General features: G+C 60.2%; 25 protein-coding genes. 15 read left to right on the top strand and 10 right to left on the bottom strand.

Annotated elements, in window-relative coordinates; translation table 11 throughout:
• Nucleotides 1-5 precede the first annotated feature (5 nt).
• The 9 genes from QN370_RS05490 to QN370_RS05450 all read left to right on the top strand — a co-directional run bounded on the left by QN370_RS05490 (nucleotide 6) and on the right by QN370_RS05450 (nucleotide 7,577).
• On the top strand, nucleotides 6-941 hold the full coding sequence (locus QN370_RS05490; RefSeq protein ID WP_322129311.1) for an MlaD family protein: 936 nt from the start codon (nucleotides 6-8) through the stop codon (nucleotides 939-941).
• Between the two features lie 28 nt (nucleotides 942-969).
• Entirely contained in the window at nucleotides 970-1,557 is a 588-nt protein-coding gene (locus QN370_RS05485; RefSeq protein WP_322129310.1) for an ABC-type transport auxiliary lipoprotein family protein, read from the top strand.
• Nucleotides 1,554-2,687 carry a VanZ family protein gene (locus QN370_RS05480; RefSeq protein WP_322129309.1) on the top strand — a complete coding sequence of 378 codons (1,134 nt, stop codon included), beginning with the start codon at nucleotides 1,554-1,556 and terminating at the stop codon, nucleotides 2,685-2,687. Before QN370_RS05485 ends, QN370_RS05480 begins: the two co-directional genes overlap by 4 nt.
• Nucleotides 2,688-2,728: 41 nt before the next feature.
• Nucleotides 2,729-3,046, top strand: a complete 318-nt coding sequence (locus QN370_RS05475; protein ID WP_322129308.1) for a (2Fe-2S) ferredoxin domain-containing protein — start codon at nucleotides 2,729-2,731, stop codon at nucleotides 3,044-3,046.
• A 14-nt stretch (nucleotides 3,047-3,060) separates the two neighbouring features.
• Nucleotides 3,061-3,693, top strand: coding sequence for an alpha/beta hydrolase (locus QN370_RS05470; protein WP_322129307.1), 633 nt, complete (start codon nucleotides 3,061-3,063; stop codon nucleotides 3,691-3,693).
• Between the two features lie 98 nt (nucleotides 3,694-3,791).
• Nucleotides 3,792-4,952, top strand: coding sequence for a D-alanyl-D-alanine carboxypeptidase family protein (locus QN370_RS05465; RefSeq protein ID WP_322129306.1), 1,161 nt, complete (start codon nucleotides 3,792-3,794; stop codon nucleotides 4,950-4,952).
• A gap of 229 nt (nucleotides 4,953-5,181) precedes the next feature.
• Complete coding sequence (locus QN370_RS05460) at nucleotides 5,182-6,081, top strand: alpha/beta hydrolase (protein WP_322129305.1); 900 nt, start codon at nucleotides 5,182-5,184, stop codon at nucleotides 6,079-6,081.
• Complete coding sequence (locus QN370_RS05455; protein ID WP_322129304.1) at nucleotides 6,068-6,337, top strand: phosphopantetheine-binding protein; 270 nt, start codon at nucleotides 6,068-6,070, stop codon at nucleotides 6,335-6,337. Before QN370_RS05460 ends, QN370_RS05455 begins: the two co-directional genes overlap by 14 nt.
• A gap of 7 nt (nucleotides 6,338-6,344) precedes the next feature.
• A complete protein-coding gene (locus tag QN370_RS05450; RefSeq protein ID WP_322129303.1) occupies nucleotides 6,345-7,577 on the top strand; it encodes a beta-ketoacyl-[acyl-carrier-protein] synthase family protein in 1,233 nt (410 codons plus the stop codon).
• On the opposite strand, the gene QN370_RS05445 is transcribed toward QN370_RS05450, so the two are convergent.
• The gene (locus QN370_RS05445; RefSeq protein ID WP_322129302.1) at nucleotides 7,570-8,316 is read right to left on the bottom strand and encodes a MipA/OmpV family protein; all 747 of its coding nucleotides are present in this window, start codon (nucleotides 8,314-8,316) and stop codon (nucleotides 7,570-7,572) included. The genes QN370_RS05450 and QN370_RS05445 overlap by 8 nt on opposite strands.
• 235 nt (nucleotides 8,317-8,551) lie before the next feature.
• Here QN370_RS05445 and QN370_RS05440 point away from each other — a divergent pair, with 235 nt between their 5' ends.
• Nucleotides 8,552-9,055 carry a methylated-DNA--[protein]-cysteine S-methyltransferase gene (locus tag QN370_RS05440; protein WP_322129301.1) on the top strand — a complete coding sequence of 168 codons (504 nt, stop codon included), beginning with the start codon at nucleotides 8,552-8,554 and terminating at the stop codon, nucleotides 9,053-9,055.
• On the opposite strand, the gene QN370_RS05435 is transcribed toward QN370_RS05440, so the two are convergent.
• From QN370_RS05435 to QN370_RS05425, 3 genes are all read right to left on the bottom strand, one after another.
• Complete coding sequence (locus tag QN370_RS05435) at nucleotides 9,056-9,280, bottom strand: hypothetical protein (RefSeq protein WP_322129300.1); 225 nt, start codon at nucleotides 9,278-9,280, stop codon at nucleotides 9,056-9,058.
• Nucleotides 9,281-9,596: 316 nt separating this feature from the next.
• On the bottom strand, nucleotides 9,597-11,285 hold the full coding sequence (locus tag QN370_RS05430; RefSeq protein WP_322129299.1) for a methyl-accepting chemotaxis protein: 1,689 nt from the start codon (nucleotides 11,283-11,285) through the stop codon (nucleotides 9,597-9,599).
• Between the two features lie 114 nt (nucleotides 11,286-11,399).
• Entirely contained in the window at nucleotides 11,400-12,353 is a 954-nt protein-coding gene (locus QN370_RS05425; protein WP_322129298.1) for a DUF808 domain-containing protein, read from the bottom strand.
• 154 nt (nucleotides 12,354-12,507) lie between these two features.
• Here QN370_RS05425 and QN370_RS05420 point away from each other — a divergent pair, with 154 nt between their 5' ends.
• Genes QN370_RS05420 through QN370_RS05410 form a run of 3 tightly spaced genes read left to right on the top strand, consistent with a single transcriptional unit; the run spans nucleotide 12,508 to nucleotide 18,148 of the window.
• Nucleotides 12,508-13,929 (top strand): efflux transporter outer membrane subunit, encoded by a 1,422-nt coding sequence (locus tag QN370_RS05420; RefSeq protein WP_322129297.1) that lies wholly within the window; start codon nucleotides 12,508-12,510, stop codon nucleotides 13,927-13,929.
• The gene (locus tag QN370_RS05415; protein ID WP_322129296.1) at nucleotides 13,926-15,020 is read left to right on the top strand and encodes an efflux RND transporter periplasmic adaptor subunit; all 1,095 of its coding nucleotides are present in this window, start codon (nucleotides 13,926-13,928) and stop codon (nucleotides 15,018-15,020) included. The genes QN370_RS05420 and QN370_RS05415 overlap by 4 nt, the downstream gene beginning before the upstream one ends.
• Before the next feature lie 38 nt (nucleotides 15,021-15,058).
• Nucleotides 15,059-18,148: an efflux RND transporter permease subunit gene (locus tag QN370_RS05410; RefSeq protein WP_322129295.1), complete on the top strand. Its 3,090-nt coding sequence runs from the start codon at nucleotides 15,059-15,061 to the stop codon at nucleotides 18,146-18,148.
• A gap of 153 nt (nucleotides 18,149-18,301) precedes the next feature.
• Here QN370_RS05410 and QN370_RS05405 read toward each other — a convergent pair whose 3' ends face one another.
• The 5 genes from QN370_RS05405 to QN370_RS05385 all read right to left on the bottom strand — a co-directional run bounded on the left by QN370_RS05405 (nucleotide 18,302) and on the right by QN370_RS05385 (nucleotide 24,413).
• A complete protein-coding gene (locus QN370_RS05405) occupies nucleotides 18,302-18,646 on the bottom strand; it encodes a DUF4870 domain-containing protein (RefSeq protein ID WP_322129294.1) in 345 nt (114 codons plus the stop codon).
• 102 nt (nucleotides 18,647-18,748) lie between these two features.
• Nucleotides 18,749-21,403 carry a DNA topoisomerase III gene (locus QN370_RS05400; RefSeq protein ID WP_322129293.1) on the bottom strand — a complete coding sequence of 885 codons (2,655 nt, stop codon included), beginning with the start codon at nucleotides 21,401-21,403 and terminating at the stop codon, nucleotides 18,749-18,751.
• A gap of 206 nt (nucleotides 21,404-21,609) precedes the next feature.
• Nucleotides 21,610-22,086: a DUF494 domain-containing protein gene (locus QN370_RS05395; RefSeq protein WP_322129292.1), complete on the bottom strand. Its 477-nt coding sequence runs from the start codon at nucleotides 22,084-22,086 to the stop codon at nucleotides 21,610-21,612.
• 121 nt (nucleotides 22,087-22,207) lie between these two features.
• Entirely contained in the window at nucleotides 22,208-23,332 is a 1,125-nt protein-coding gene (dprA, locus tag QN370_RS05390; protein WP_416172193.1) for a DNA-processing protein DprA, read from the bottom strand.
• 4 nt (nucleotides 23,333-23,336) lie between these two features.
• Nucleotides 23,337-24,413 carry a LysM peptidoglycan-binding domain-containing protein gene (locus QN370_RS05385; protein WP_322129290.1) on the bottom strand — a complete coding sequence of 359 codons (1,077 nt, stop codon included), beginning with the start codon at nucleotides 24,411-24,413 and terminating at the stop codon, nucleotides 23,337-23,339.
• A 172-nt stretch (nucleotides 24,414-24,585) separates the two neighbouring features.
• Here QN370_RS05385 and def point away from each other — a divergent pair, with 172 nt between their 5' ends.
• Nucleotides 24,586-25,119 carry a peptide deformylase gene (def, locus tag QN370_RS05380; RefSeq protein WP_322129289.1) on the top strand — a complete coding sequence of 178 codons (534 nt, stop codon included), beginning with the start codon at nucleotides 24,586-24,588 and terminating at the stop codon, nucleotides 25,117-25,119.
• A gap of 32 nt (nucleotides 25,120-25,151) precedes the next feature.
• Nucleotides 25,152-26,123 (top strand): methionyl-tRNA formyltransferase, encoded by a 972-nt coding sequence (gene fmt / locus QN370_RS05375; protein WP_322129288.1) that lies wholly within the window; start codon nucleotides 25,152-25,154, stop codon nucleotides 26,121-26,123.
• A 112-nt stretch (nucleotides 26,124-26,235) separates the two neighbouring features.
• On the opposite strand, the gene QN370_RS05370 is transcribed toward fmt, so the two are convergent.
• The gene (locus tag QN370_RS05370; RefSeq protein ID WP_322129287.1) at nucleotides 26,236-26,487 is read right to left on the bottom strand and encodes a hypothetical protein; all 252 of its coding nucleotides are present in this window, start codon (nucleotides 26,485-26,487) and stop codon (nucleotides 26,236-26,238) included.
• Nucleotides 26,488-26,503: the final 16 nt, after the last annotated feature.

The raw sequence follows: 26,503 nt of genomic DNA, 5'->3' as shown, positions 1-26,503 counted from the left end.
ACGCTATGGAAAATAAATCGCATGCCCTGATGGCCGGACTCTTCACGCTGGTGCTGCTGGTGGCCGGTATCTTGCTGGCGATGTGGTTCAACCGCGACCGCGTCGAGCGGGTGCCCTTTGAAATGGCGACCAAACTGTCGGTCCCCGGCCTCAATTCGCAAGCCGACGTACGCTATCGCGGACTCGATGTCGGCAAAGTCGATGAAATCATCTTCGACCCGAACGTGCCCGGCCAGATTCTGGTCCATATCAGCGTGCGACCGGATACGCCGATGACGCGCTCGACCTACGGCGTACTGGGCTACCAGGGCGTCACCGGTATTGCGTTCGTGCAGCTTGATGACGATGGCAGCGATCCAACCAGGCTGACCAGCTCGAAGGCAAAACTGGCCCGCATCGAGATCCGCCCCAGCCTGTTCGACAATCTGCAGTCGCGCGGTATGGTGATTCTCAAACAGACCGAAGAGCTGACGCAACGGCTCAATACCCTGCTGACGCCGGCCAACCAGGCCGTGATGCTGGGTGCGTTCAGCGATATCAGCAAGGCTGCGATCGCGATCGAATCGATTCCTGCCCAACTCGCACCCACCTTGTCAGGCCTGCCGGCGCTGACCACACAGGCCAGCCAGACACTGGCGTCGATTCAGACCCTGGCCGTCGATACCGGCAAGCTGACCAACAACCTCGCCGGCATGTCGACAAGCCTGCAAGCGCCGGACGGCACGCTCGACCGGCTCACGCTGGCAGCCGACCAGCTTGGCTCGGCATCGAGCCGGATCGAGCGGGAAATCGTGCCGCTTGGTGGCGATGCCAGCTCGACACTGCGCGCCGTCAACCGCACACTGGACACCTTTAACAGCCGCCCGCAAAGTATCCTGTTCGGTGCGGCACCGGACGCGCCGGGTCCGGGCGAGACCGGTTTTGTCGTACCCGCCCGATGAGGCTGTTTTTCACTTTTACGGGATCACCATGAAACGACTGTTACTCGTCGCGAGCCTGCTGCTCGCCGGATGCGCCACCCCCTCGGCACCAAAGACGCTGTTCGATCTTGGCCCGCTGCCGGCAGCCGGCCGTGTTGCCAGTACGCTGCCCGCGCTGAGCGTTGCTACCGCCAAGTCGTCGCCGTTCCTCGACAACCCGCGCATGGTCTACCGGCTGGCCTATGCCAACAGCCAGCAACCACAGCAATTTGCCAACAGCCGCTGGACCATGACGCCGGCACAATTGATCGAGCAGCGACTCAAGGCGCGCCTCGGACAAGCCGACAGTACCGTGCTGACCGACTCGGATGGCGCGCTCAACGTGCCGCTGCTGCGCCTTGAGCTCGACGATTTTGCGCAGATATTCGCCACACCGACCGAGAGCACCGGGCAAGTCACGGTACGCGTCGCGGTGTACCGTGGCCGCCTGCTGGTGGCGCAAAAAAGCTTCACGCAGCAGCGTCCTGCCACCAGCGCTGATGCTGCCGGCGGAGCACAAGCGCTGGCTGCGGCCAGCGATGGACTGATCACCGATGTACTCGGCTGGCTGGCCACGCTGCCACTTAAAAAAGAATGACGGCAGCGATTCCCGACACGCCTGTTGAAACCGGCTCGGCATTTGCACGGCTGGCCTTGCTTGGCTATGCGCTACTGATCATCTACGCCAGCTGGTATCCGTTCACCGGATGGCAAAGCACTGGCTTGCCGCCACTCGGTTTTCTCACTTCGCCGCTGCCGCATTACTGGACCGTGTTCGACGTCGTCACCAATGTGATTGCCTACGCACCGTTCGGCATGCTGCTGGTGTTTGCGTTGTATCCGCTGCTGCGCGGTGTGCTGGCGCTGCTGCTGGTACTGGTGGCGGCCGTGCTGTGGTCAGGCACGATGGAGGCGGTCCAGACTTTTTTGCCAACGCGCGTGCCGTCTAACCTCGACTTGCTGACCAATGTCGCCGGTGCCGTTGCCGGTGGCGTGATCGGACTTGCCACCAGTAGCTTTTTTCTGCAGCAGAGCCGCTTGCTGCAGGTGCGCCAGCGCTGGTTTTCGCATGAAGCCAGTCGCGGTTTGCTGGTCGTCTGCGCCTGGCCGCTGGCGCAAATTTATCCGCAAGGCTATCTGTTTGGTCAGGGCCAGCTGACACCGCTGTTGTCGGAGGCGCTGTCGGACCTGGCTGGCCGGCCGATCGATCTGTTTAGTGTGCTGTGGCCCGGCTTGCGGCTCAGCGCCGAAGAATTCTGGCTCAGCGAAACCATCATCACCGCCTTCGGCATGACCGGCGCGGTGCTGACGCTTCTGTGTCTGCTGCGCAAGCAAGCGCCGCTGTGGACGCTCATGCTGCTCACCATCGTGCTGGCACTGGCCGCCAAGTCCATGGCCAGTGCCCTGCTGTTCGGGCCGGAAAATGCGTTTGTCTGGCTCACGCCAGGAGCGCGTGGCGGACTGCTGCTGAGCGTGCTGATGCTGGGCAGTCTGCAATTTTCGTCGCGCCTGGCGCAACGGCGAGCAGCAGTGCTGATGCTGCTGATCAGCCTGCTGGCCGTCAATTTGATCCCTCCCAATCCGTATTTCGTCGTGACGCTGCAAAGCTGGGTGCAAGGCAAGTTCCTCAGCTTTAACGGCGCGGCGCAATTCTTGTCGCTGCTCTGGCCGTTCTTTGCGCTGTGGTTCCTGCTTCATCCGGTGCATCGCAACAAGGCTAAAGTATGATGCAGCCACCCTTATCACCGTTCTTTTTTCCGCGAGCTTTCATGGACACCAAACCTTACTTCGAGCAGCACGTTTTCATTTGCATGAACCAGCGCGAGGATGGCCGGCCGTGTTGCGGCGCGAGCGGTGCGCTGGCAGCACAAAAACATGCCAAAAGCCGCCTGAAAGCGCTCGACCTGAATGGCGCGGGCAAGATCCGCATCAACCAGGCCGGTTGCCTGGACCGCTGCGAAGAAGGTCCGGTGCTGGTGATCTATCCGCAAGGTACGTGGTACACCTATGTCGATAACCAGGACATCGACGACATCATCGATACCCACCTGATCGGCGGGCAAATCGTCGAGCGCCTGAAAATCTGATCCGGAGCGCTGCCATGAATGCCCATACCCAGGAATTTTTTATTACCGGCGCGGCCGGCGCACTGGAATGTGCGCTTGACCTGCCCGACCCGGCCGATGCGGCACCGCGCGGCATCGCACTGGTTGCCCATCCGCATCCGCTGTACGGCGGCACGATGGACAACAAGGTCGCGCAGACGCTGGCGCGAGCCTTTGTCAGCATCGGTTACGCCGCAGCTCGCATGAATTTTCGCGGAGTCGGCGGTTCAGCCGGCGATCACGACGAAGGCCGTGGCGAGACTGATGACATGGCCGTATTGCTGGCCCATATGCGCCAGCAAATGCCGGACCTGCCGGTGGCACTGGCCGGATTTTCGTTTGGCACGTTCGTCCAGGCGCAATTGCAGCAGCGGCTCATCACGCAAGGCGTGCCGGCCGAGCGCTTGATTCTGGTCGGTGCGGCAGCGGGCAAATGGGCAATGCCACCGGTTCCGGCCAATACCATTCTGATCCACGGCGAACTCGATGACACCATTGCGCTGACGGCGGTCATGGATTGGCTGCGCCCGCAAGACATCGTGGTGCGGGTGGTTCCTGGTGCCGATCATTTTTTTCACCGCAAATTGCAACATATCAAGAATGCCGTGGTCGAATCGTGGCGCGCCTGAGCCGGACGTTATAATTCCTGATCGATTCTTGTCCGGCTTCTCGCCTTTTACTCCACCACGCTGCGGCCTAGCCGGCCCGGCGCTTTACATTGACCTTCATGAAAACCTTTATCGCGGCCGTTGCCGCCACCGTCATCACCTTGTCTTCCGCCTTCCTGCAACCGGCTTCCGCACAAACGATGCCGGCCCCCGTCGTGGCGGCCAAATCCTGGATATTGCTCGATACCACCAGTGGCCAGGTGCTGGCCTCGCAAGATCCGGCCATGCGCATCGAACCCGCGTCGCTGACCAAAATCATGACGGCCTATGTCTCGTTCAAGGCGATCACAGAAAAACGTCTGGCGCTCGATCAGATGGTCAATGTTTCGGTACGCGCCTGGAAAGTCGATCCGAGCAGCTCGAAGATGTTCATTGATCCGGCCACACCGGTCTCGATTGATGACTTGCTGCATGGCCTGATGGTCCAGTCCGGCAATGACGCTGCCGTCGCGCTGGCCGAAGCCGTCGCCGGCTCCGAAGAAGCCTTCGTGGTGCTGATGAATCGCGAAGCCAAACGCATGGGCCTGACCGATACCCAGTTCGGTAATCCACACGGCTTGCCGAGTCAGAGTAATTATTCGACGGCGCAAGACCTGGCACGCCTGGCTGCGTTCGTGATCACCGACTTTCCCGAGTTCTACAAAATCGACTCCGTCAAAAGCTTCACTTACAACAAGATCACGCAACCCAACCGCAACCGTTTGCTGTGGCTGGACCCCACCGTCGATGGCATGAAAACCGGTCACACCGAAGCAGCCGGCTATTGCATGATCGCCTCGGCCAAACGGCCCAATGGCGGTAGCGAGCGGCGCCTGATCTCGGTTGTGCTGGGAACCACGTCGGATCAGTCGCGCACGCAGGAAAGCCAGAAGCTGCTCAACTGGGGCTTCCAGAACTTCGATACGGTCAAGCTGTATGGCAAGGACCAGCCGGTCGAAACTCCGCAAATCTGGAAGGGTTCCGGCAAGACGATCAAGATTGGCTTCACGCGCGATATCTATGTGACGGTCCCAAGAGGTGTTGCAGCAAAAATGAAACCCGTACTCGAACGCATGGACCCACTGGTCGCGCCGATTGCGCTGCATGGCAAGGTCGGCATGATGAAGATGATGGTCGATGGCAAGTCGATCGCCGAATTCCCTATCGTGGCGCTGGAAAGCGTCACCGAAGCGGGCATCTTCGGCCGCGCGTGGGATTCGATCCGACTCTGGATCCAGTAACCGTCCGGCATGGCCTGATGTCGTTGAGAGACGCGCTCAGGCCATGATATCGTCAGTCGCCGCGTCTGACCGGGTACACATGCGGTACCCGGCTCGAGCGCTGTGGTGTGGTGTGGTGTGGTGTGACTTCAGCGTCAGCGTTGATGACGAGATTATGCTTGTCCAGCCGCTATATCAAAAAGTGCAAAAACCTGATTGACAAAACGAGCTATACTCCCCCGACCAGAATATGCGATTCCGTATATCGGCTTATCCGAAAATCACAATCATCCAAATGCGCACCATCGAGTTACCAGGCGGCGACCACGCCGTGCTGGCCCTGCACGGTTTACTGGGCAATCCACTGGAAATGCTGCCTGTCGGCAAGCGTCTGCAACGCGCTGGCTACACAGTCCATATCCCGCTGATTCCCGGTTACGGCTATGCCAGTGGCCAGGATACGTCGTATCGCACCACCCGCTGCGAACACTGGTTCGATGAAGTGCAGCACCGTTTTGACCTGCTCAAACGCAATCATGCATCCGTCTCGGTAGTTGGTCTGTGCATCGGTGCGGTGCTGGCGTTGCGCCTGGCCAGCGAACGTCCGGACGAAGTCGCCGCGCTGTCGGTACTGGCCACGACACTGGCCTATGACGGCTGGAGCATTCCGTTTTACCGTTTCCTGTTGCCACTGGCGTACTACACGCCGGTCCGGTATTTGTATTCGTACAAGGAGCGCTTCCCGTTCGGCATCAAAAATCCGAAGCTGCAAAAATGGATTGCACGTGAAATGGCGGTCAAGACCTCGTCGGCGGCAGGTGCATCACGCCTGTCGGCCGAGGGAATTTTTCAGGCCGACCGGCTCATTGGACAAGTCAGGAAATCTCTCGATAAAGTGCGCTGCCCAACGCTGATCATCCACGCCGCAGAAGACGACGTGGCCACGCCGAAAAGTGCTGACCTGGTCGAACGCAGCATCGCCTCCACCGTCATCAAAAAAATCATCCTGCACGACAGCTATCACATCATTACGCTGGACAATGAAAAAGAGCGCGTGGCGGCTGAGACGGTCGCCTTCTTCGACCAATCAGTCCGTCTTGTCCCTGCGGCCATTCCGACCCTGCTTAGAGATCATCATGAGTACGCCTGACAGTTCCCATCCAGCTTCATCCTTTTCCACCGTGGTCGCCATGCTGGCAGCGCAACTCGAAGTCGACGCCGCCACCATCTTGCCCGAAACCGAACTGGCCACGCTGGGTGTCGATTCCCTGACAGTAGCTGAACTGATCTTCGATCTTGAAGACAAGTTCGACATCACGCTGGGCGACGAACGGCCGAGTCTGGTCGTTGTCCAGGATATCGTCGATAACATCGACCGCTACATCCACCTGAAATCCACTTCCTGAACCGGTGATGCAACGCGTCGTCATCACCGGCATCGGCGCTATTTCGGCACTAGGTACAGGTGCCGACGCAAACTTCAGCGCAGCCTTCGCAGCACGTTCCGCAGTAGGACCGGTCACGCTCCATGCAGGATCGCATCGTATCGAGGGGTGCGCGGCGCAAATTGGTTTTGCCTTGCCGGACCTGATCCGTAAGGCGGACATGCCCTTGTTTGATCGGGTTGCCGTCCTGGCGTGGTGTGCTGCCAGCGAAGCGCTGCAGCAGGCCGGACTGGACCACGATGCGGCCGCGCAGCAAGCCAGCGGCGTATTCTGGGGCACCGGCATGGGTGGTGCGCAAACCATCGACAACGCCTACATCGACCTCTTCATCGACCACAAGACTCGGGTGCGGCCCATGTCGATCGTGGCCAGCATGAACAGTGCCTCCGCCGCGCACATCGCCTTGCGTGCCGGTTTTGGCGGCACCGTCAATACCTACAGCAGCGCCTGCGTGTCCTCTGCACAAGCGATCGGCGAGGCCTTCCGCCATATTCGACACGGCTATGCCGAGCGGGTACTGGCGGGCGGCTCGGAAGCGTTGCTGACGGTCGGCGTATGGCGTGCCTGGGAAGGCTTGCGCGTGCTCGGCGTCACCGATGCGACGCATCCGGAACGCACTTGCAAACCTTTTTCGCTGGACCGTAGCGGCCTGGTGCTTGGTGAGGCAGGCGCGGCGGTAATGCTGGAATCGCTCGATTCGGCGCAACGGCGCGGTGCCACTATTCTGGCCGAACTGACCGGATACGGTGCCAGCAACGATGCCACCCACATGACCAAGCCGGACCCGGCCGGGCAGGCACGTGCGATGCGCATGGCCTTGCGCGAAGCCGGACTGGCACCCGGGCAGATCGACTACATCAATGCCCACGGTGCCGGTACGCTGGCCGGTGATCTGGCCGAAACCCACTCGATCCGCGAGGTGTTCGGTGACCATGCGTCGGCGCTGATGGTGAGTTCGACCAAGGCCGTACACGGACATACGCTCGGTGCGGCCGGCGCGCTCGAATTCGTATTGACCGTGCAGGCGCTGCGTCAGCAGGCGGTACCACCGACGGCATTCCTGGCGCTGCCGGACCCGGCCTGTGATCTCGATTATGTCGCCCTGCAAGGGCGCACGCAGCAGTCGCTACGTGCTGTTATGTCGAATTCGTTTGCGTTTGGCGGCAGCAATGCCGCGCTGATCGCGATCCCGTTTATTTGAACGCGTAAGTCACCGCGACAAAGCCGCTGTTCTGCGTGCGTGATGCCACCAGCGGACTGTCGCGGATCGCCGCATCGAGCCACGATCGGCGGGCCTGCACCAGCAAGTGCCACGGGCCACCGAGCGCCAATTCCGCCGCCAGTCCGGCCACCGGCACCGTCGAGGCGGTAGCACGGTAGCGTGCCACGCCGCTGCGCGCCGACTCATCCGCATCCACCCCATACAAATGCTGCACGTAGGCCGCACTGCGCCGCTCGATGCCGATCTGCGGATAGATTTTCCAGCCGGAGAACGCCAGTTCCGCCGCATAGGTTGCCTCAAGCAGCGAACCGCCCGACGTCACATCATGCATGGCATAGACGAAGAAAGCGCCGTACGGGGTTTCCTGATAAGTGCCGATGCCCAACGGCACCGGCGTGCTGCGGTCATGCAACCCGCGCAAAGCCGGACTGTCCGCCTTGTAGCCCTCCTGACTGACGCGGCCGACCAGTTCCAGATAGCCGCTGCCCAGCGCGACGGTTTTGACGCCGAAGGTATCGGTACGGGCAAAGACGCGCTGGTAATCGGCATAGACGTAGGGCAGGAATGACAAACGGTGGCTGGCACCGCGGACGGTGGCAGCGGTTGCATACACGGCCGCGCCGACGTCCCCGGTCAGGGCCTCGGGCAAAGCCGATTGCGCGTGAACCACGGTGCTGGCGAGCCCCATCGCTACGCCAAATAGGAAGAAAATTTTCATGAACGCATCGTAACATCTGCCCGCTGTCTGTCCGCGCTGCTGCCATGACCGAAAACGGCCAGACAGGGCACGTCGGCTACGCGTATAACGGTCTCATGACACCCGACTTCAACGACACCACGGCGCTGCTCCATGATCATTACTATTGCGCATTGATCGTACGCGATGGCCGCTGCGGCGGTACCAAAGCGTGCGTGTCGATGATTGACTCACTGATCCCTGAGAGGAGAAATTGATGTCCCTGCCCGACACCTCGTATCTGCGCCATCCGAGTCCCCTCGGCGAGCTGACGCTGGCCGCCACCGAGCGCGGGTTGTGCGGTCTGTATTTCGCGCAGCACCGGTATTTCGGCGGTACCGACGGCTGGCAGCATGATCCTGACCATCTCCACTTGCGCATGGCCGCACGCCAACTTGATGAGTATTTTGCCGGATCGCGCGCTGTCTTTGATGTGCCGCTGGACCTGACCGGTACCGTCTTCCAGCTCGACGTTTGGCGAACGCTGGCACAGATTGGTTACGGCACTACGTCAAGCTATGGCTTGCAGGCCAGACGAGTCGGTCGGCCAGCGGCAGTCCGTGCAACGGCCACGGCGATCGGGCGCAATCCGGTATCCATCGTGGTGCCATGTCACCGCGTACTCGGACAGGATGGTGCCCTATCGGGCTATGCCGGCGGACTGGAACGCAAGCAGTTCCTGCTGGATCTGGAAAGCCGCCGTGGCGGCTCCCTGCGCTGATTATTTCGGCGCGATCACCTGCCCGGCCGCGCCCGCATCGGGTGGCATCATCGCGCCAGCAGGCGCAATGGATTCCGTTGGTATCGGTGGCGTGGAGACCTGGTTATCCATCGCTGCCGGAGCCGTTCCCGCCGAGGGTGGCATGGGCTCGCCAGTGGGTGGTGACATCGACTCGCAGGCGGTGAGTGCCAGCAAACAAGCAAGTGAAAAAAGATATTTGGTCATGAAGACTCCTGATCAAGAAAGTGGGACCCCGGATTGAGTTGCCATTCACCACTGCGCACGAATGAGCAGCGGGAACGCGCGCGCACGACTGCGCGCAGAATAGAGGGAAGTGCAGAAATGAAGTTCCGGAGCGGCGAGCACTATGACGACTGCCATGACGCAGATCAGACTTGATGGAGATAGTGCTGGCGGATAGGGCGAAGCCGTGAAAGCGCGGCGCATCGGCTTGACCATGTGCGACGTTAGCAGATCAGGCAGCGACACCGCTTGGGCTTGGGGGGACGATACCCTCCCGCAGCCCGTCTGTTACCAACGCTTAAAACTCCTCCCACTCATCGTGTGCCGCCGGCCGACTGGCTGCGGGCGTTGCGCGTAACGGCTTCGGCAAGGCGACCCGCTTGACTGGGCGAGGCTTGACCGCCAGTGCCGGTCGAATCGGTGAGGCCGCTGGCATCGCTACCGCACCATCGAGCTTGAAGACGCTGACCACTTGCGCCAGATGCGCCGCCTGGTCCTGCAATGCTTCTGCCGCCGCTGCAGCCTGCTCGACCAGCGCCGCATTTTGCTGCGTGACTTCGTCCATCTGCGTGATGGCCTGGTTGATCTGTTCAATGCCGGTGGTCTGTTCGTTGCTGGCCAGCGTGATCTCACGCATGATCGTGGTCACGCGCTGCACGCTGTCGACAATCTCGCCCATCGTGGCCCCGGCCTGGTCGACCAGACGTGCACCGACTTCAACTTGCTCGACCGAATTGCCGATCAATACCTTGATTTCGCGAGCGGCAGCCGCGCTGCGCTGCGCCAGGCTGCGCACTTCCGAAGCGACCACCGCAAAACCCCGTCCCTGTTCACCCGCACGGGCCGCTTCGACAGCGGCATTGAGCGCCAGAATATTGGTCTGGAAAGCGATGCCATCAATGACGCCGATGATGTCGGAAATCTTTTGCGACGACGCATTGATCGACCCCATCGTATCGACCACTTGCGCCACGACGGAACCGCCCTTGCCGGCGACATCGGCCGCCGATTGCGCCAGATCGTTGGCCTGACGCGCATGGTCGGCATTCTGCTTGACGGTAGCGGTCAGTTGTTCCATCGACGCGGCAGTCTGTTCGAGCGAGCTGGCTTGCTCTTCGGTACGCGACGACAGGTCCATGTTGCCGCTGGCGATCTGACTTGATGCCGACGCGATCGTGTCGGTGCCCTTACGAACCTGACCGACAATCCCGACCAGACTCTCGTTCATGCTCTTCAGCGCTTGCGTCAGACGGCCGGTTTCATCGCCCGATTGCACGTCGATGCGTTGCATCAGGTTGCCGGAAGCGATGCCATCGGCAATCTGTACTGCCGCGTTCAATGGCCGCGTAATCGCGCGTATGAGCCACAGTCCGATCAGCAGCGCCAGCAGCAGGCCGAACAGCACGCCGGCGATGCAGCTGCTGCGTACCAGATGGTAAGTCTCCATCGACTGCTCGTATTCGCTCTTGGCGACATCAAGCTGCAACTGGAGCAGCAGATCAAGGCTTGTCTGGACCGGCGGCGACAGATTGAGCATCACGCCACCCACAACAGTGCGGGCCTGCTCGAGATTCTGCGAACGCAAGGCGGCGATCGCCGGCCGTAATCCTTCCTCGACAAACTGCTTGCGGTGGCTGGCGAACTCGGCGGCCAGTTCTTTTTCATGCGGCGTCGAGTAAGTGGCCATGTAAGCAGCCCACTGGCGGGTGATGGCCTGAATGTTCCCCTCGACTGCATCAACGAGTTTGATGGCCGCCACCGCCTCACTGGCAACGGCTCGAGTCAGCAGCAACTGGTTCTCTAACTGCAACCGCGCTATCTGGTCGAGCTGCCCCATCGCCACGATCCTGTCCTCATAAATGGTGCGGGCGACTTCGTTCGAATACCCGAGGCTGATGATGCCGATCAGCGCGCCAACGACCAGCTGCACGCACAGAAAGGCGATGACGAAGATCAGTCGCGACTTGATGCTAAGGTTTTTAAACATGTGCACTCTCCCGAAATCCTGCCTTGCAGTTGCTGTGCTCAATACCCAGCACGCTGCGAGGGAGATTATCGTTGATTGAGAGCATCAGTCCAGGGCTATTGTTGGTTGTATTTTTTAATGACTGGAATGCTTGCCAACGACGCGCTTGCCCAGCGTCACCAACGCCAGAACCACGACACCGGCGAGAATACCGGCCACTCCATCGAGTAACGTCGCACCAATCAACGACGACACCGGTCCAAGCAGCGGCACGCTGGCCACCGCCGCCAGCAGTTGTTCGATGACGTGGTGCGCGCCCGGCATGCCGTGCGTCAGAATGCCGCCGCCGACCAGAAACATCGCGATGGTGCCGATCACCGACAGCGCTTTCATCATCACCGGCGCAGCCAGCAAGATCATGCGACCGGCATGGCGCTGGGCGCGCACCAGCAGTCCGGAACCGCTCTTGCGGGTGAGCAGCAGACCGCCATCATCGAGCTTGACGATGCCGGCGACGAGGCCATAGACACCGATCGTCATGATGACGGCAATGCCAGCCAGTACGGTCAGCTGCGACAGGAACGGCGCGCCGGCCACGGTGCCCAGCGTGATGACGATGATTTCGGCCGACAGGATGAAGTCGGTACGGATCGCGCCCTGGATCTTGCTTTTTTCCAGCGCGACCAGATCGCTGTCGGGCGTCGCCAGTGCGGCAATCACGCGCGCGTGTTCGGCGGCCTCGTCAGCATCGTCATGCAGCCATTTGTGGGCCAGCTTTTCGACGCCCTCGAAGCACAGGTAAGCGCCACCCAGCATCAGCAGCGGCGTGATCGCCCAAGGTGCCAGTGCACTGACAGCCAGCGCGGTCGGCACCAGGATCAGCTTGTTGCGCAAGGATCCCTTGGCGACCGCCCAGACTACCGGCAGTTCGCGTTCCGCCCGGACCCCGGAGACCTGCTGGGCGTTGAGAGCCAGGTCGTCACCGAGTACACCGGCGGTTTTCTTGGCGGCGACCTTGGTCATCAGTGCAACATCGTCGAGGATGGAAGCGATATCGTCGATCAGGACAAACAGACTGGTTGCGGCCACGCTGGCCTCCTTCGGGTAGAAAAAATGAAAGGAGTGCAGTGTAGGCGAAGCCCGTTGCACACGGCCATCTGACGACCAATCTTGGGTTGGAATTCTGTGGTGTAATTCGCCTCGGAACATTTTTCCGACCTGCAGACCCTTCGATAAAGACCTGATGAATTCCATAAAACTGTGCGCATTGCTCTGGCTCGGCGGTTGCGCGAGCGCGCCACCACCAGCAAGTGTTGATGCCCGCGTTGCTCCTGGCTGGATGGCACCGCTGCCGCATCAGGGCAGTCTCACCGACCTGACACGCTGGTGGCAACAACAAGGCGATCCGCTGCTGGTGCGACTGATCGATGCCGGCCAGGCAGTCAGCCCGAGCGTGGCTTCCGCTGCCGCACGCATCGGCCAGGCGCGTGCCGTCCAGGTCACTGCTTCGGCGGCCTTATTGCCGGCGCTCAACGCCACCGCCAGCGGCAGTCGCAATAGCGCGCAACCCGGCATCCCGCTGAGCACAACGGTACAAGGCGCGTTGCAGGCTTCATGGGAAATGGATGTCTTCGGTGCGCGTCGTTTTGCGCAAGACAGTGCGCGCGCGCGGCTGGCCGGTGCGCAAGCCGGCTGGCATGATGCGCGGGTATCGGTCGCGGCCGACATCGCCAATCAGTACGTCGGACTGCGCGCTTGTCAGCAGTTACTGGACATTACCCGCGCCGATGCAAGCTCGCGCGCTGAAACCGCACGACTGTCGCAGCTCAGTGCCGGCGCCGGTTTCACGGCGCCGGCTACGGCAGCACTGGCCCGCGCAAGTGCCGCCGAAGCCAGTGGCCGCGTCACGCAACAGCAAGCACAATGCGACATCGGCATCAAAACGCTGGTGGCACTGACGGCAATAGCCGAGACTGACCTGCGTGAGCAATTGAAGAACGTCTCGCCGGTTACGCTGTTCACGCCGATTGCCATCACCCGCTTGCCGGCCGCGACGCTGAACCAGCGGCCTGATGTCTTCAATGCCGAACGCGAAGTCGCTGCTGCCAGCGCCGCCGTCGGTACCGCACAGGCACAGCGCTTTCCGCGTCTGACACTGGGCGGTTCGATCGGTGCGGGAGCGTTTCGTGCCATGGGCGTGACCACCGACGCACCGACCTGGGCCATCGGTCCGCTGGCGCTGTCGCTCCCGGTGTTCGATGCCGGCACGCGGGTGGCCAATATCGATGCCGCCCGCGCCAGCTACGATGAAGCCGTCGCGCTGTACCGGGCCCGCGTGCGCCAAGCCGTGCGCGAAGTCGAGGAAGCGCTAGTCATTCTCGACAGCACAGCCCGTCGCAATGACGATGCCGAACGCGCCGTCGCCGGTTACCGGCTGTCTTTCGATGGCACCGAAAGCCGCTACCGCAGCGGCCTGGCCAGCCTGGTCGAACTCGAAGACGCCCGCCGTCTGCGGCTGGCGGCCGAACTGAACCAGGTGACGCTGCAGCAACAACGCAATAGCGCGTGGATCGCGTTGTACCGTGCCGCAGGTGGCGGCTGGCACGCATCCGATCCGGCAACCTTGACCCCAGACTCAACAGACACATCGAAAGACCCGACATGACGATCCGCCTGCCCCTGTTTTTGATGGCGCTGTTGTGCGCCAGCGGTGCCCACGCCGCCGACAAGAAAATCACGCCACCGAGCCCGGCCCTGAGCGTGACCACCGCCCAGGCGACACGCGTCAGCCTGCCGGTGCGCCTGTCGGCAAACGGTAATATCGCGGCCTGGCAGGAAGCCATTATCGGCAGTGAATCGAACGGCCTGCGCCTGACCGAGGTGAAGGTCAACATTGGCGATACCGTCAAGGCCGGCCAGCTACTGGCACGCTTTTCCGATGAATCAACCCAAGCCGATGTAGCGCAGGCACGCGCCAATCTGATGGAGGCCGAAGCCAGTGCGGCCGATGCCAGCGGTAATGCCGCCCGCGCCCGTACGCTGCAAGATACCGGTGCGCTCAGTGCGCAACAGATCAACCAGTACCTGACCACCGAGCAGACCGCCAAGGCGCGCGTGGCAGCGGCCCGCGCCACGCTCGATGTCCAGCAAGTGCGGCTGCGCCATACCCGTCTGGTTGCACCGGATAGCGGGATCATTTCAGCCCGTGCCGCCACGGTCGGCGCGGTGGTGCCGGCCGGGTCCGAATTGTTCCGCATGATCCGTCAGGGCCGGCTTGAATGGCGCGCCGAAGTAATCTCGACCGAACTTGGCCGCGTCCATCCCGGCATGGCGGTCAGCGTGGTCGCGGCCAATGGCAGCACGCTGGCCGGCAAGGTGCGGATGATCGCACCCACCGTCGACCTGCAAACCCGCACCGCGCTGGTGTATGTCGATCTGCAACCAGCCAGCGGCCAGGCTGCGCCGGCGCGTGCCGGCATGTTTGGCCGCGGTGACTTTGCGCTCGGCAACTCGAACGCACTGACCGTGCCGCAACAGGCAGTGGTGGTGCGCGACGGCTTCAGCTATGTGTTCCGGCTCAATGCCGACCAGCATGTCAGCCAGCTCAAGGTGACGCCCGGCCGGCGACTGGCCGAGCGGATCGAATTGCTCGATGGCGTCACGCCCGACATGGCGCTGGTGGTTACCGGTGCCGGCTTCCTCAATGACGGCGACCTGGTCAGCCAGGTCAGCGCCGCCGCTCCAGCCACCCGCTAGTTACACACTAGTTACCCGCCAGTCACCAAGGATACCGCGTGAATTTTTCCGCTTTCTCGATCAAAAGTCCGATCCCCGCCATCATGCTGTTCGTGTTGCTGACGCTGGCCGGCGTGCTGTCGTTCCGCGACAGCGCGGTACAGGATTTCCCTGATATCGAACTGCCCATCGTGACAGTCAGTGCGCTGCTCCCGGGTGCTGCACCGGCCCAGCTCGAAACCGAAGTCGCCCGCAAGATCGAGGATTCGGTCGCGACGCTGCAAGGCATCAAGAATATTTACACCAAGGTACTCGATGGTGCGGTCACGGTGACGGTGGAATTCATCCTCGAAAAACCGCTCGCCGAAGCTGTCAATGATGTCCGTGATGCGGTTGCACGCGTGCGTGCCGACTTGCCCAGCGAACTGCGCGATCCGTCGGTAACCAAGACCTCGACAGCCGGACGGGTGGTCCTGACCTTCACCGCCTCCGCTGCGCCCGGTTCGTCGCTGGACCAGCAGGAACTAAGCTGGTTTGTCGACAATACCGTCTCGAAACGCTTGCTCAGCATCCGCGGCGTCGGTGCCGTCAAACGCGTCGGTGGCGTCAATCGCGAAATCCAGATCGAACTCGACGCGGGCCGCATGGCGGCACTCAAAGTGACTGCGCTGGAAGTCTCGCGGCGCTTGCGGCTGGTGCAGCAGGAAGCACCGGGAGGACGCGGTGATGTCAGCGGTGCCGAGCAATCCGTGCGGACCATCGCGACCGTACAAAGTGCCGCAGAACTGGCGCAGCTCGATATTCCGCTGGCCGACGGCAGGCATATCCGGCTCGACGAGGTAGCACGGGTCACCGATACCGTGGCCGAGCCGCGTTCGCTGGCGACGCAAGATGGTCAGCGCGTGGTCGGCTTTGAAATTTTCCGCACCAAGGGTGCCAGCGAACTCGACATTGCGCGCGACGCGCGTACTGCCGTCGCCGAACTGCAAGGACGCCATCCGACCATCCTGCTCAAACAGGTGATCAACAACGCGCGCCCGGTCCAGGAAAATTTCGATGGCTCGATGGAGCTGCTTTACGAAGGTGCCTTGCTGGCCGTACTTGTGGTGTGGTGGTTTTTGCGCGACTGGCGCGCCACGCTGGTGGCGGCAGCGGCGTTGCCGTTATCGGTGATCCCGACCTTCATCGGCCTGAAGTATTTTGGCTACACGCTCAATACCGTGACTTTGCTGGCACTGGCGCTGGTGGTGGGCGTGCTGGTCGATGATGCCATCGTCGAAATCGAAAACATCTCACGCCATCTGCGCATGGGCAAAACGCCGATGCAGGCCGCACTCGAAGCCGCCGACGAAATCGGCATGGCCGTCATTGCCACCACCTTCGCCCTGGTGGCGGTGTTCCTGCCGACGGCTTTCATGGCAGGCATCCCCGGCCTGTTTTTCAAGCAGTTTGGCTGGACCGCGGTGCTGGCGATCATCGCTTCACTGATGGTCGCGCGCCTGCTCACGCCGATGATGGCGGCGTACATTCTGAAGCCCACCAGCGAGACAGAGCAAAAAGATGGCTGGGTGATGCGCCGTTACCTGACCATGATGAAGTGGTGCCTGCGGCATCGCATCCTGACCGGCATCGGTGCCGGGATTTTTTTCATCGCGTCGATTGCGCTGGTGCCGTTGTTGCCGACGGGTTTCGTTCCTGCGGCCGACCGGGGCCAGACCCAGATCAATATCGAGCTCGCTCCCGGTAGCACCTTGCAGGAAACCGCCCTCGTCGCCGAGCGCGCCCGCTTGCTGGCAATGCAAGTCAAAGGCATCACAGGGGTCTTCAGTTCGGTCGGCGGCGGCTCCAGCGGCGACGCCTTTGCGCCGGGTGCATCGGCCGAAGCACGCCGGGCCGTACTGACACTGACTACCGTACATCGCACAGACCGCCAGGAAAGCATGGCCGAGCTCGAAGGGGCCTTGCGCAAGCGCATCGCCGTTATCCCGGGTGCACGCTTCACGGTTGGCCCACCGGACAGCGGCGTCAAGATGCAACTGGTTTTGCAGAGCGAAAATCCGGTCGCGCTGACGGAATCAGCCCAGAAAGTCATCCGCGAACTGCGCACGCTGCAAGGGATCGGCAACGTCAATTCGAGCGCGTCGCTGGTGCGGCCGGAAATCATCGTGCGGCCTGATGTTGCCCGCGCCGCTGACCTCGGCGTGACCGCCGCCAGCATCGGTGAAACGGTGCGCGTGGCAACTGCCGGCGACTACGACACCAACCTGACCAAGCTCAATCTGCCAGAACGCCAGGTGCCGATCCGGGTCAAGCTGCCCGATGCCGTGCGCGCCGACCTCAGCGCGATCGCCCGCCTGACCGTGCCCGGCAAGAACGGTCCGGTCATGCTCGGCACGGTCGCCAGCATCACCATGGAAAGCGGTCCGGCGCAGATCGACCGTCTCAACCGCAACCGCAACGTCACCCTCAATATCGAACTCGGCAGTCGCACGCTAGGCGATGTCAACAAGGAAGCGCGGGCCTTGCCTTCGCTGCGTAACTTGCCGCCTTCGGTGACGATCGCCGAACTCGGCGATGCACAGGAAATGAAGGCGCTGTTCGCCAGCTTTGGCCTGGCAATGGCCATTGGCGTACTGTGCATTTATGGCGTGCTGGTGTTGCTGTTCAAGGATTTCATGCAACCGGTCACGATTCTGGCAGCGCTGCCACTGTCGATCGGCGGCGCGTTTGTGGCACTGCTGATCACCGGTCGCGCCCTGTCGATGCCGTCGATGATCGGTCTGATCATGTTGATGGGAATCGTCACGAAAAATTCAATCCTGCTGGTCGATTACGCCATCCTCGCACGCCAGGCGGGCATGGATCGATTCGATGCGCTGGTCGATGCCTGCCACAAACGCAGTCGCCCCATCATCATGACGACGATTGCGATGGGTGCCGGCATGATGCCGCTGGCGCTGGGCTGGGGTGCCGATCCGAGCTTCCGTTCACCGATGGCCATTGCCGTCATCGGTGGACTGATTACCTCGACCTTGCTCAGCCTGCTGGTGGTGCCGGCGGTGTTTACCTATATCGATGATCTGGAGAAGTTGCCGGCTTGGTTGAAGCGCCGGTGGCGGGCCAGGCAGAGTGGGATTGACAAGCGCTAGCAGGGCATTTGGTGCAATGCCCTTCGGTTATTGCACCCTACGAATTATTTTGGATTTTGACTTCGATCTGGTACGCATTGGGGCAACTTCAACTAATCGGCGTCAGGCAAATCGTAGGGTGCAATAACCGCAGGGCATTGCACCGCCTTTTCGTTATTTGATTAGCCTCAACACAAACGGATACCGATAGCCGGATCCCTTGGATGCCGCAATCGCACCGAGGATGCAGAACACGATGTTGACGACGTAGAGCAATGGAAATGCCAGCAACCCGACCAGTACCAGCGTCAGTACTCCGCAGATCACGTATCCGATCATCACGGTGAGCTGGAAGTTGAGCGCTTCGGCCGACTCTTGCGCAATGTAGGCCGAACTGTCTTTCTTGAGTAGCCAGATAATTAGCGCACCGATGAAGCCAGTAAAAATCCCTAGCAGGTGAGCCAGCATCGCGAAGTTGCAATCGTCTTTTTCAGGTGAGCTTTGGGTGATTTCAGTCATCGTTCTTCTTTCAGGAAGGGTGCGTCACGAAACGATAACATGGCAACAGGAGGGCACCGAAAAACAAGCGCGCTCTCCTGATCTTCCACAATCCCACTGCGATTAAGCGCTGGCCTTTTTTACCGCCGGCTTGCGTAAGGCAGGTTTTTTGACGGCTGCCTTTTTCGGTGCCGCTTTTTTAGCCACCGGCTTCGCCGCCAGCTTCACGACTTTGGTGCTCTCTGCCGCAGCGCCTTCCTCGTCTTCGACCGCAGCGGCCTTGCCCTTGGCTGGTGCCTTGGCTTTGCGTTCTTCAAATTCAAAGCTGACTTTGCCATCCTTGCCCTTGGCCAGGAATGCCTTGAATGGGCGACGCGTGCGTTGCGACACAAAGCCCGGCAACAGGTCGGTCTTGCCTTCGTTGAGCAACTTGACCATCTGCTCCGGCAGGATTTCTTGCTGCAAGATGATGCGACCACTGCGGAAATCGCATTCCTTCGGTTTGGCCACGCTCTTTTCGCAGACATAGGCCAGGCCCAGTTCAAACACGCCATTGGCGCATTTCGGGCAAGGCCCGAGCGCGGTCTGGCCGGTGAAATCGACACCCTCGCCGTTTTCACCTTCTTCGTCGTTCTGGCCGAAATCAAATTCGAGCTTGCAGTTCTTGATCTCTTCGTCGCGTGAAATTTTCAGGATGGCGGCGAAGGGCCGGCCCATCTTGGAGCGGAATCCCTGCAGAGGGCCGATGGTGCGGTTGGTCAGCAATTCCTCGACTTCGGGAATCTCGAACTGCCGGCTACCCGGCGTCTTGCTCATCGAGAATTCGCACTTTGTGCAGGCAAAGCGCCGGTAGTTTTCCTTGACCACGCTGCCGCAATTCGGACACGGCGTTTTCAGTATCGTGTAATCGCCGGGGATAGTGACGTTGTCATATTCCTTGGCACGCTTGACGATGATCTGGGTCATTTGCGCGATCTCGCGCATGAACTCCTCGCGGCTGATCTTGCCGCGCTCCATTTGCGACAGCTTGTATTCCCATTCGCCAGTCAATTCCGGTGCGGTCAGTTCGTTGACACCAAGGCCGCGCAACAGCGTCATCAACTGGAATGCCTTGGCCGTCGGGATCATTTCCCGGCCTTCGCGCAACAGATAGCGTTCGTTGATCAAGCCTTCAATCGTCGCCGCACGGGTGGCTGGTGTGCCGAGTCCTTTGCCCGCCATCGCATCACGCAATTCTTCATCGTCGATCAGCTTGCCGGCACCTTCCATCGCCGACAACAGCGTGGCTTCGGTGTAGCGCGCTGGCGGCTTGGTGACGAGCCCGTTGGCGGTGATCGTATCGGTCTGGACTTTCTCGCCCTTGGCCACGGCGACCAGCGTGCCATCGCCGTCGGCGGCTTTCGGATCAACCACATCCTTGCCGTAGACGGCCAGCCAGCCCGGGTTGACCATGACCTTGCCTTCGGTCTTGAACTGATGGCCGGAGACTTCGGTAAAGCGTGTTGTCACCTGGAATTCGGCGGCCGGGAAAAAGATCGCGAGGAAACGGCGCGTGACGAGGTCATAGAGCTTTTGCTCTGGCTCGGACAGGTTTTTCGGTGCCTGCGTGGTCGGAATGATCGCGAAGTGATCGCTGATCTTGGTGTTATCGAAGATGCGCTTGTTCGGCTTGACCCAGTTGCCGTTGAGGATCTGCGCGGCAAACTGGTAGTAGTTATTGTTTTCGGAAATTGTCTCCAGCGTTTCCTTGACGGTGCTGATGTAGTCTTCCGGCAGATGCCGCGAATCGGTCCGCGGATAAGTCAGCACCTTGTGCTTTTCGTAGAGCGCCTGTGCCAGGCCGAGCGTGTTCTTGGCCGAGAAGCCGAAGCGCGCATTGGCTTCGCGCTGCAAGCTGGTCAGGTCGAACAGGCCGGGAGCCATGGACGTGGTCGGCTTCGATTCTTCCGTGACATTGCCCTGTTTAGTGCGGCACGCCGCGACGATCGATTCGGCGGCGGCTTTGCTCCACAGCCGCTCGGCACGTTTTTCGGGATCGGTGTCGTCCTTCTTGAATTTGGTATCGAGCCAGCGACCTTCGTAGACGCCAGCGGCGCACACGAAATCGGCACGCACTTCCCAGAAATCCCGTGCGACGAACTTCTTGATTTTTTCTTCGCGCAGCACGACGATCGACAGCGTCGGCGTCTGCACCCGACCGACGGTGGTCAGGTAGAAGCCACCTTCCTTCGAGTTGAAGGCAGTCATCGCGCGGGTGCCGTTAATCCCGATCAGCCAGTCGGCTTCACTGCGGCAACGTGCGGCATCGGCCAGCGGCAGCATCTCGGCATCATCACGCAAATTCGTAAAGGCTTCGCGGATCGCACCGGGCGTCATCGATTGCAGCCAGAGCCGCTTGATCGGTTGCTTGGCCTTGGCGTTCTGGGCAATCAGCCGAAAGATCAGTTCGCCTTCACGCCCGGCATCGCAGGCATTAATCAGCGCAGTGACATCCTTGCGCTTGATCAGCCGGTTGAGTACTTTCAGGCGCGTCTCGGTCTTGGCAATCGGGTTGAGGGCAAAGTAGGGCGGGATCATCGGCAGATGGGCAAAGCTCCATTTGCCGCGCTTGATATCGAATTCTTCAGGGACAGCGATTTCGAGCAAATGACCGACAGCGGACGACAACACGTATTCATCGGATTCAAAATACTCATCGTGCTTGGTGAAGCCACCGAGCGTCTTCGCGATGTCGTTCGCAACGGAAGGCTTCTCGGCAATGATGAGGGTTTTAGTCATGGAGTCGGGTCTCGAAAAAAGTGCGGTTGCCACGTGGCGGTTAGCGTCGTCGTCCGCATCATACAGCCCGCGCCACCAATGTTGGCGGCAACGGGTTACAGAGCAGCGGCAACCGGAGAATGATAATAAGCGGGTTCTTGCGTAAGCCGCAACAACGGTTCACACCAACGGGCAATCGAAACGGCAACGGTGCAGCGCGTTGCCGGTTAATGCAATTGCCTTGGCTCGGGCTCGTCGTCGTCGAGGAAAAGTTCATCGAACATCAAGCCGTCAGGCTCCTTGCCCTGGCTCCACAGTACCATCAGCACGATGACTTTCAACTTGTCCAACGAGATCAGACTGCCGCTCACGGCAAGCGCCCGTTCGATGACGATCTCGCGCTGGACCGGATTGAGCAACTTGGCCGCTTCGAGGAACTGGATGAAACCGACGGCGGCCGTACCAAGTGCGTCCATTTCCTGCTGCACGTAAATGCGCGTGCCAAATGAAAATACGGTTTGTTGCGGGTATTGTCCGGCCAGCGTTGTCGTGGTTTTTGCGAGATCGGTCAGCCAGTCAAGGGCACTAGTGATTTCATCATCGTCGAAACCGATTGCCGACAGTTTCTTGACCAGTGCAGCCGGTGGTGGGCAGGCATCCGGACGGTAATAGGTTTCGTAGAGGTAGACAAGGACGTCGAACATGAATGTACTGTAGCGGTAAGATCGCACTGGCACAAGGGTCGCGCAGCGTTTGCGAAAAGGTATTCTGGAAGCATGTCGTGCGATGGTAATTACCGGCACGCATACCCGACGGACCCGAATTTTACCCGACTCGCCGATAATTACCTCCAGGCAGTACTTCAAGGCATCCAAGCAGCTCCAGCTCCAATAATTGCGTACTCAGCGCAGCGACATCCAGCCCGGTGCGCGCCACCAATGTATCGCTGTCGACCGGATCAAAGCCGAGTGCGGAGAACAGCGCAGAGAGCACCGGTGGCAGCGAAGTCGCTGGCAATGCCGGTGAGTCCGACACCGCTACCGCGGCAACAGGTGCGATTTCCTCGAGGACATCCTGTGCCGATTCGACCAGCTTGGCTCCCTGTTTGATCAGCCAATGACATCCCTTCGACAACGGTGCGTGAATCGAACCCGGGATGGCGAAGACATCGCGCCCCTGCTCGACCGCCACCCGCGCCGTAATCAGCGATCCGGAACGGGCCGCTGCCTCGATCACCAGCACGCCACGCGACAAGCCACTGATCAACCGGTTGCGGCGCGGAAAGTTGGCAGCAAGAGCGCCGGTGCCGAGCGCGTATTCGCTCACCACACACCCTTCGTCTGCAATCCGCGTTGCCAGCGCGCGATGACGCGCCGGGTAAATGATGTCGATACCGGTCCCAATGACCGCAATGGTGGACCCCGCATGGCGCAACGCTCCGGCATGGGCTGCCGCATCGATGCCCATGGCCAGGCCGGAGACAACAACGAATCCGGCCTGGCTGAGCGAAGCGGCAAATTGCTCGGCATTGAGCGCGCCTTGTGCAGTGGCATTGCGACTGCCGACGATGGCAACGGCTGGCGCATGCATCAGTGCCAGCCGTCCTTTGACGTAAAGCGCAATCGGCGGGTCGGGAATGTCCAGCAAGGCTTGTGGATAACGCGGATCAGCCAGGGTCAGGAAGTGATGGCGGGAGTCCTGCAACCAGTGCAACGTCTGGTCGATCAGGCACCGTGTGCGGGCCGATAACGGTGCGCTCAGGGCGCTGGCGAGCGGCTTGCCGACCACTGCACTTAACGTAGCGTGGCCGGCGGCAAAAATATTCTCTGGCAATCCGAATTGCGTTAGCAGCAGTCGCGCCGTGCCGTTACCCACACCGGGCGTTTGCTCTAGCCGAAGCCACGATGCGACTTCCTGCGGATCGATCGATGTTTCGGCAGCAGAGGGCAGAAGATTACTCCGGTGATTTGGCCACGTCCCCGATCTGCACCGAATCGCTGACCTGCATGATCAGCCCGTACGAGATATTTTTAAAGACGCGGAATACAAACAGGGTGCCATAGTCGGTATCGGGCAACTTGATCGCTTCCTTCTTGCCTTCGGTCTTATCGATGATCGTGGCACCGCTGCGGCTTAACTGCAACACCGTGCCAATGTCGATACCGTCTTTTTTCCCGCGATTAATGGCGACAATCTGGTTTTGGCCGGCATGCGTCACCCCACCGTAAATCGATACGATGCGGGCATCAACCGGCTGCTCGGGTGGATGCGGCACGTAATTCAAAATAGGAGCGGGAGGGAGCGCCAACAGGCGATCGCCCACACCCATTTCTTCCTTGGCAGAGATCACTGTGAACACATGAGCGCTATTGCCACCGCTCTTGTCAGCCTGTACGAGCTTGACGCTGCCAAGGTAGGCTGATTCGTACCCGATCACTTTTCCGGTTTCGGGATCTTTCAACGGCAAGCCCGGACGGAATACCTGAAACGACGAGTCTCCTTTGAGATCACCGCGTACGTAGGCTTTATCGTTTTTGCCGAGGAAGACATGGCCTTCCTGTGTCGCGACGATGCGAGGCGTGCCTTGCAATTCATCTTCTTCAATGATCAGTGGTTGCGACAAAAAGGGTTCGATGACGTTCGACGGGATGGCCGGGATGGCCGTCTGGCCCAGACCTTCGCTGCGAATGTGCGGCGACAAGGTCTCGGTTCTCATGTCGCCACCCGTTGACTTGCCTAATCGCAAGCGGCCATTGACGCGGTCGAAATACACGATCTGTCCCGGATAAATCCAGTGCGGGTTACGTATCTCTTCACGGTTCATGTCCCATACTTGCGGCCAGCACCAGGGATGCTGCAAGAATTTTCCGGAAATATCCCAGAGCGTATCGCCACGTACTACCAGGTGACTATCGGGCGCATTGGGCAGAAATTCGCAGCGGGTCGGTGCCGCCTGGACACTTGTCACCACAAAAGAAAGCGCGGCGGTGGCAAGGGCGAAGCAGACGACTGCTGTGCTAAACTTTTTCATGGTTGATCCGGTGAGATAGGCTTGCGACGTAAATAACTAGCCTCGCGACAAAAAGCATACGCAAAAAAAGTATGTAAAAACTTGCCAAATTGAATCAAAGTCTGCCCACAAATCCTTGAACTAGCAAGATAAAACACGTTCATCACTCAACGCATTGTTGCGCAAAAGCCGTATGCCACTCCTAAATATATTGCGTTACCCCGACCCGCGTCTGCACAAGGTTGCACGGCCTGTGACGATTTTTGATGCCCGACTAAAACAGCTTGTCGCCGACATGGCAGAAACCATGTACGACGCGCCGGGTGTTGGCCTGGCCGCATCGCAGGTCGACGTCCACGAGCAATTGATCATTGTTGACATCTCCGACAACCAGACGGAATTGCGCGTGCTGATCAATCCGGAAATTACCTGGGCCAGCAGTGAAATGCAGGTCTATGACGAGGGTTGCCTGTCCGTTCCCGGCGTGTATGACGGGGTCGAGCGGCCCGCCCGCGTCAAGGTCCGGGCACTCGACGTCGACGGCAACACGTTCGAGACCACCGCAGAGGGTTTGCTGGCGGTCTGTATCCAGCATGAGATGGACCATTTGAAAGGCAAGGTATTTGTCGAATATCTGTCGCCGCTCAAACGCAACCGGATCAAAGCGAAGATGCTTAAAGAAGAGCGCGAACTCAACCGCGACAAAAAACGCAACAGCGATCGCTGATCACAGCACTCCGTCAGGGAAAATTCATACCCATGAAAATCATCTTTGCCGGCACGCCGGAATTCGCCGCCGTGGCACTGGCTGCCATCCACGCGGCCGGTTTCGAGGTTGTGCTGGTACTCACGCAACCCGATCGACCAGCCGGCCGCGGCATGCAGTTGCATGCTTCCGCCGTTAAACAATTCGCCTTGTCGCACGGCATGGCCGTCGCGCAACCCAGTTCGTTGCGCCTCGATGGGAAATATCCCGATGTGGCCAGCGAAGCCGATGCACTGTTGCGTTCCACACCGCATGATGTGATGGTCGTTGCCGCCTACGGTTTGATCCTGCCACCGTCGGTACTGGCGATCCCGCCATTGGGCTGTCTGAACATCCACGCCTCGCTGCTGCCACGCTGGCGCGGCGCGGCCCCGATCCACCGTGCGATCGAAGCCGGCGATAGCGAAACCGGCATTACGATCATGCAAATGGATAAGGGTCTAGACACCGGACCAATGCTGCTCGCCGAACGCCTGGCCATCGGTGCCGACGAGACCACCGGCAGCTTGCATGACCGGCTCGCGGCGCTGGGTGGGGAGCTCATTGTTGACGCACTGCGCCAGCTTGAACAGGGTCCGGTCGTCGCCACCGTGCAATTGGAAAGCGGCACCTGCTATGCCGCCAAGATCAGCAAGGAAGAAGCGGCACTGAATTTCGCACAACCGGCCGAGGTCCTGGCGCGCAAGATACGCGCATTCCATCCTGCTCCGGGTGCCAGCGCCATCATTAATGACATCGCGATCAAGATCTGGCGTGCCGATGTCGTGGCCTGCTCGGACCTGGCTGTTCCCGGTGAAATCATTGCCGCCGACGCCGTGGCCGGACTGGTGATTGCCTGCGGGAGAGGCGCTTTACGACTGACGGAACTGCAAAAACCGGGCGGCAAACGCTTGCCTGCATCAGAATTCCTCAAGGGTTTTCCGATCACGGCAGGTACCTGCGCCACAGTCGCTCCTGTGAGCTAGCAGAAAAGCTGACCGGCAAATTGACAGACAAACCCTCACGTCCTGAACTGGTATTCATCGATCCGATATCTGGTATGTCCAATGACAATTGGCGGGATGGGGTGGGACGCTTTTATACTCCGCCCGTCTCCTCCATGTCTCTTCTTTTTGATATGGATTCAAGCCCGCCTCCGTTGCGGGCTTTTTTTTGCCTGGACTTGCCGTTAGCCGCTTTGACGTATAATTTTTCAGCGCCGATTTGATCCAAAAAGTCAAACCCAGCTTGCGGGCGCCAGGCCCGTACCACGACGGCACAGGCCCAAACAAATACCGCTAAAGCGGCCCTGAAGAAACCCGGCTCCGCTTTGCCAGCCGGGTTTTGCATTTCCAGACACTATTTT

Origin of the sequence: Actimicrobium sp. CCI2.3, from assembly GCF_035019065.1 — a bacterium.
Lineage (GTDB): Bacteria > Pseudomonadota > Gammaproteobacteria > Burkholderiales > Burkholderiaceae_D > Actimicrobium.
The sequence above is the reverse complement of the archived record's forward strand: the minus strand, read 5'-3'. Positions and strand labels throughout refer to the sequence as shown.

Coding starts and splice junctions, on each gene's coding strand:
- QN370_RS05490 (WP_322129311.1), top strand. CDS start 6: ATGGAAAATAAATCGCATGCCCTGATGGCCGGACTCTTCACGCTGGTG.
- QN370_RS05485 (WP_322129310.1), top strand. CDS start 970: ATGAAACGACTGTTACTCGTCGCGAGCCTGCTGCTCGCCGGATGCGCC.
- QN370_RS05480 (WP_322129309.1), top strand. CDS start 1,554: ATGACGGCAGCGATTCCCGACACGCCTGTTGAAACCGGCTCGGCATTT.
- QN370_RS05475 (WP_322129308.1), top strand. CDS start 2,729: ATGGACACCAAACCTTACTTCGAGCAGCACGTTTTCATTTGCATGAAC.
- QN370_RS05470 (WP_322129307.1), top strand. CDS start 3,061: ATGAATGCCCATACCCAGGAATTTTTTATTACCGGCGCGGCCGGCGCA.
- QN370_RS05465 (WP_322129306.1), top strand. CDS start 3,792: ATGAAAACCTTTATCGCGGCCGTTGCCGCCACCGTCATCACCTTGTCT.
- QN370_RS05460 (WP_322129305.1), top strand. CDS start 5,182: ATGCGATTCCGTATATCGGCTTATCCGAAAATCACAATCATCCAAATG.
- QN370_RS05455 (WP_322129304.1), top strand. CDS start 6,068: ATGAGTACGCCTGACAGTTCCCATCCAGCTTCATCCTTTTCCACCGTG.
- QN370_RS05450 (WP_322129303.1), top strand. CDS start 6,345: ATGCAACGCGTCGTCATCACCGGCATCGGCGCTATTTCGGCACTAGGT.
- QN370_RS05445 (WP_322129302.1), bottom strand. CDS start 8,316: ATGAAAATTTTCTTCCTATTTGGCGTAGCGATGGGGCTCGCCAGCACC.
- QN370_RS05440 (WP_322129301.1), top strand. CDS start 8,552: ATGTCCCTGCCCGACACCTCGTATCTGCGCCATCCGAGTCCCCTCGGC.
- QN370_RS05435 (WP_322129300.1), bottom strand. CDS start 9,280: ATGACCAAATATCTTTTTTCACTTGCTTGTTTGCTGGCACTCACCGCC.
- QN370_RS05430 (WP_322129299.1), bottom strand. CDS start 11,285: ATGTTTAAAAACCTTAGCATCAAGTCGCGACTGATCTTCGTCATCGCC.
- QN370_RS05420 (WP_322129297.1), top strand. CDS start 12,508: ATGAATTCCATAAAACTGTGCGCATTGCTCTGGCTCGGCGGTTGCGCG.
- QN370_RS05415 (WP_322129296.1), top strand. CDS start 13,926: ATGACGATCCGCCTGCCCCTGTTTTTGATGGCGCTGTTGTGCGCCAGC.
- QN370_RS05405 (WP_322129294.1), bottom strand. CDS start 18,646: ATGACTGAAATCACCCAAAGCTCACCTGAAAAAGACGATTGCAACTTC.
- QN370_RS05400 (WP_322129293.1), bottom strand. CDS start 21,403: ATGACTAAAACCCTCATCATTGCCGAGAAGCCTTCCGTTGCGAACGAC.
- QN370_RS05395 (WP_322129292.1), bottom strand. CDS start 22,086: ATGTTCGACGTCCTTGTCTACCTCTACGAAACCTATTACCGTCCGGAT.
- QN370_RS05385 (WP_322129290.1), bottom strand. CDS start 24,413: ATGAAAAAGTTTAGCACAGCAGTCGTCTGCTTCGCCCTTGCCACCGCC.
- def (WP_322129289.1), top strand. CDS start 24,586: ATGCCACTCCTAAATATATTGCGTTACCCCGACCCGCGTCTGCACAAG.
- fmt (WP_322129288.1), top strand. CDS start 25,152: ATGAAAATCATCTTTGCCGGCACGCCGGAATTCGCCGCCGTGGCACTG.
- QN370_RS05370 (WP_322129287.1), bottom strand. CDS start 26,487: ATGCAAAACCCGGCTGGCAAAGCGGAGCCGGGTTTCTTCAGGGCCGCT.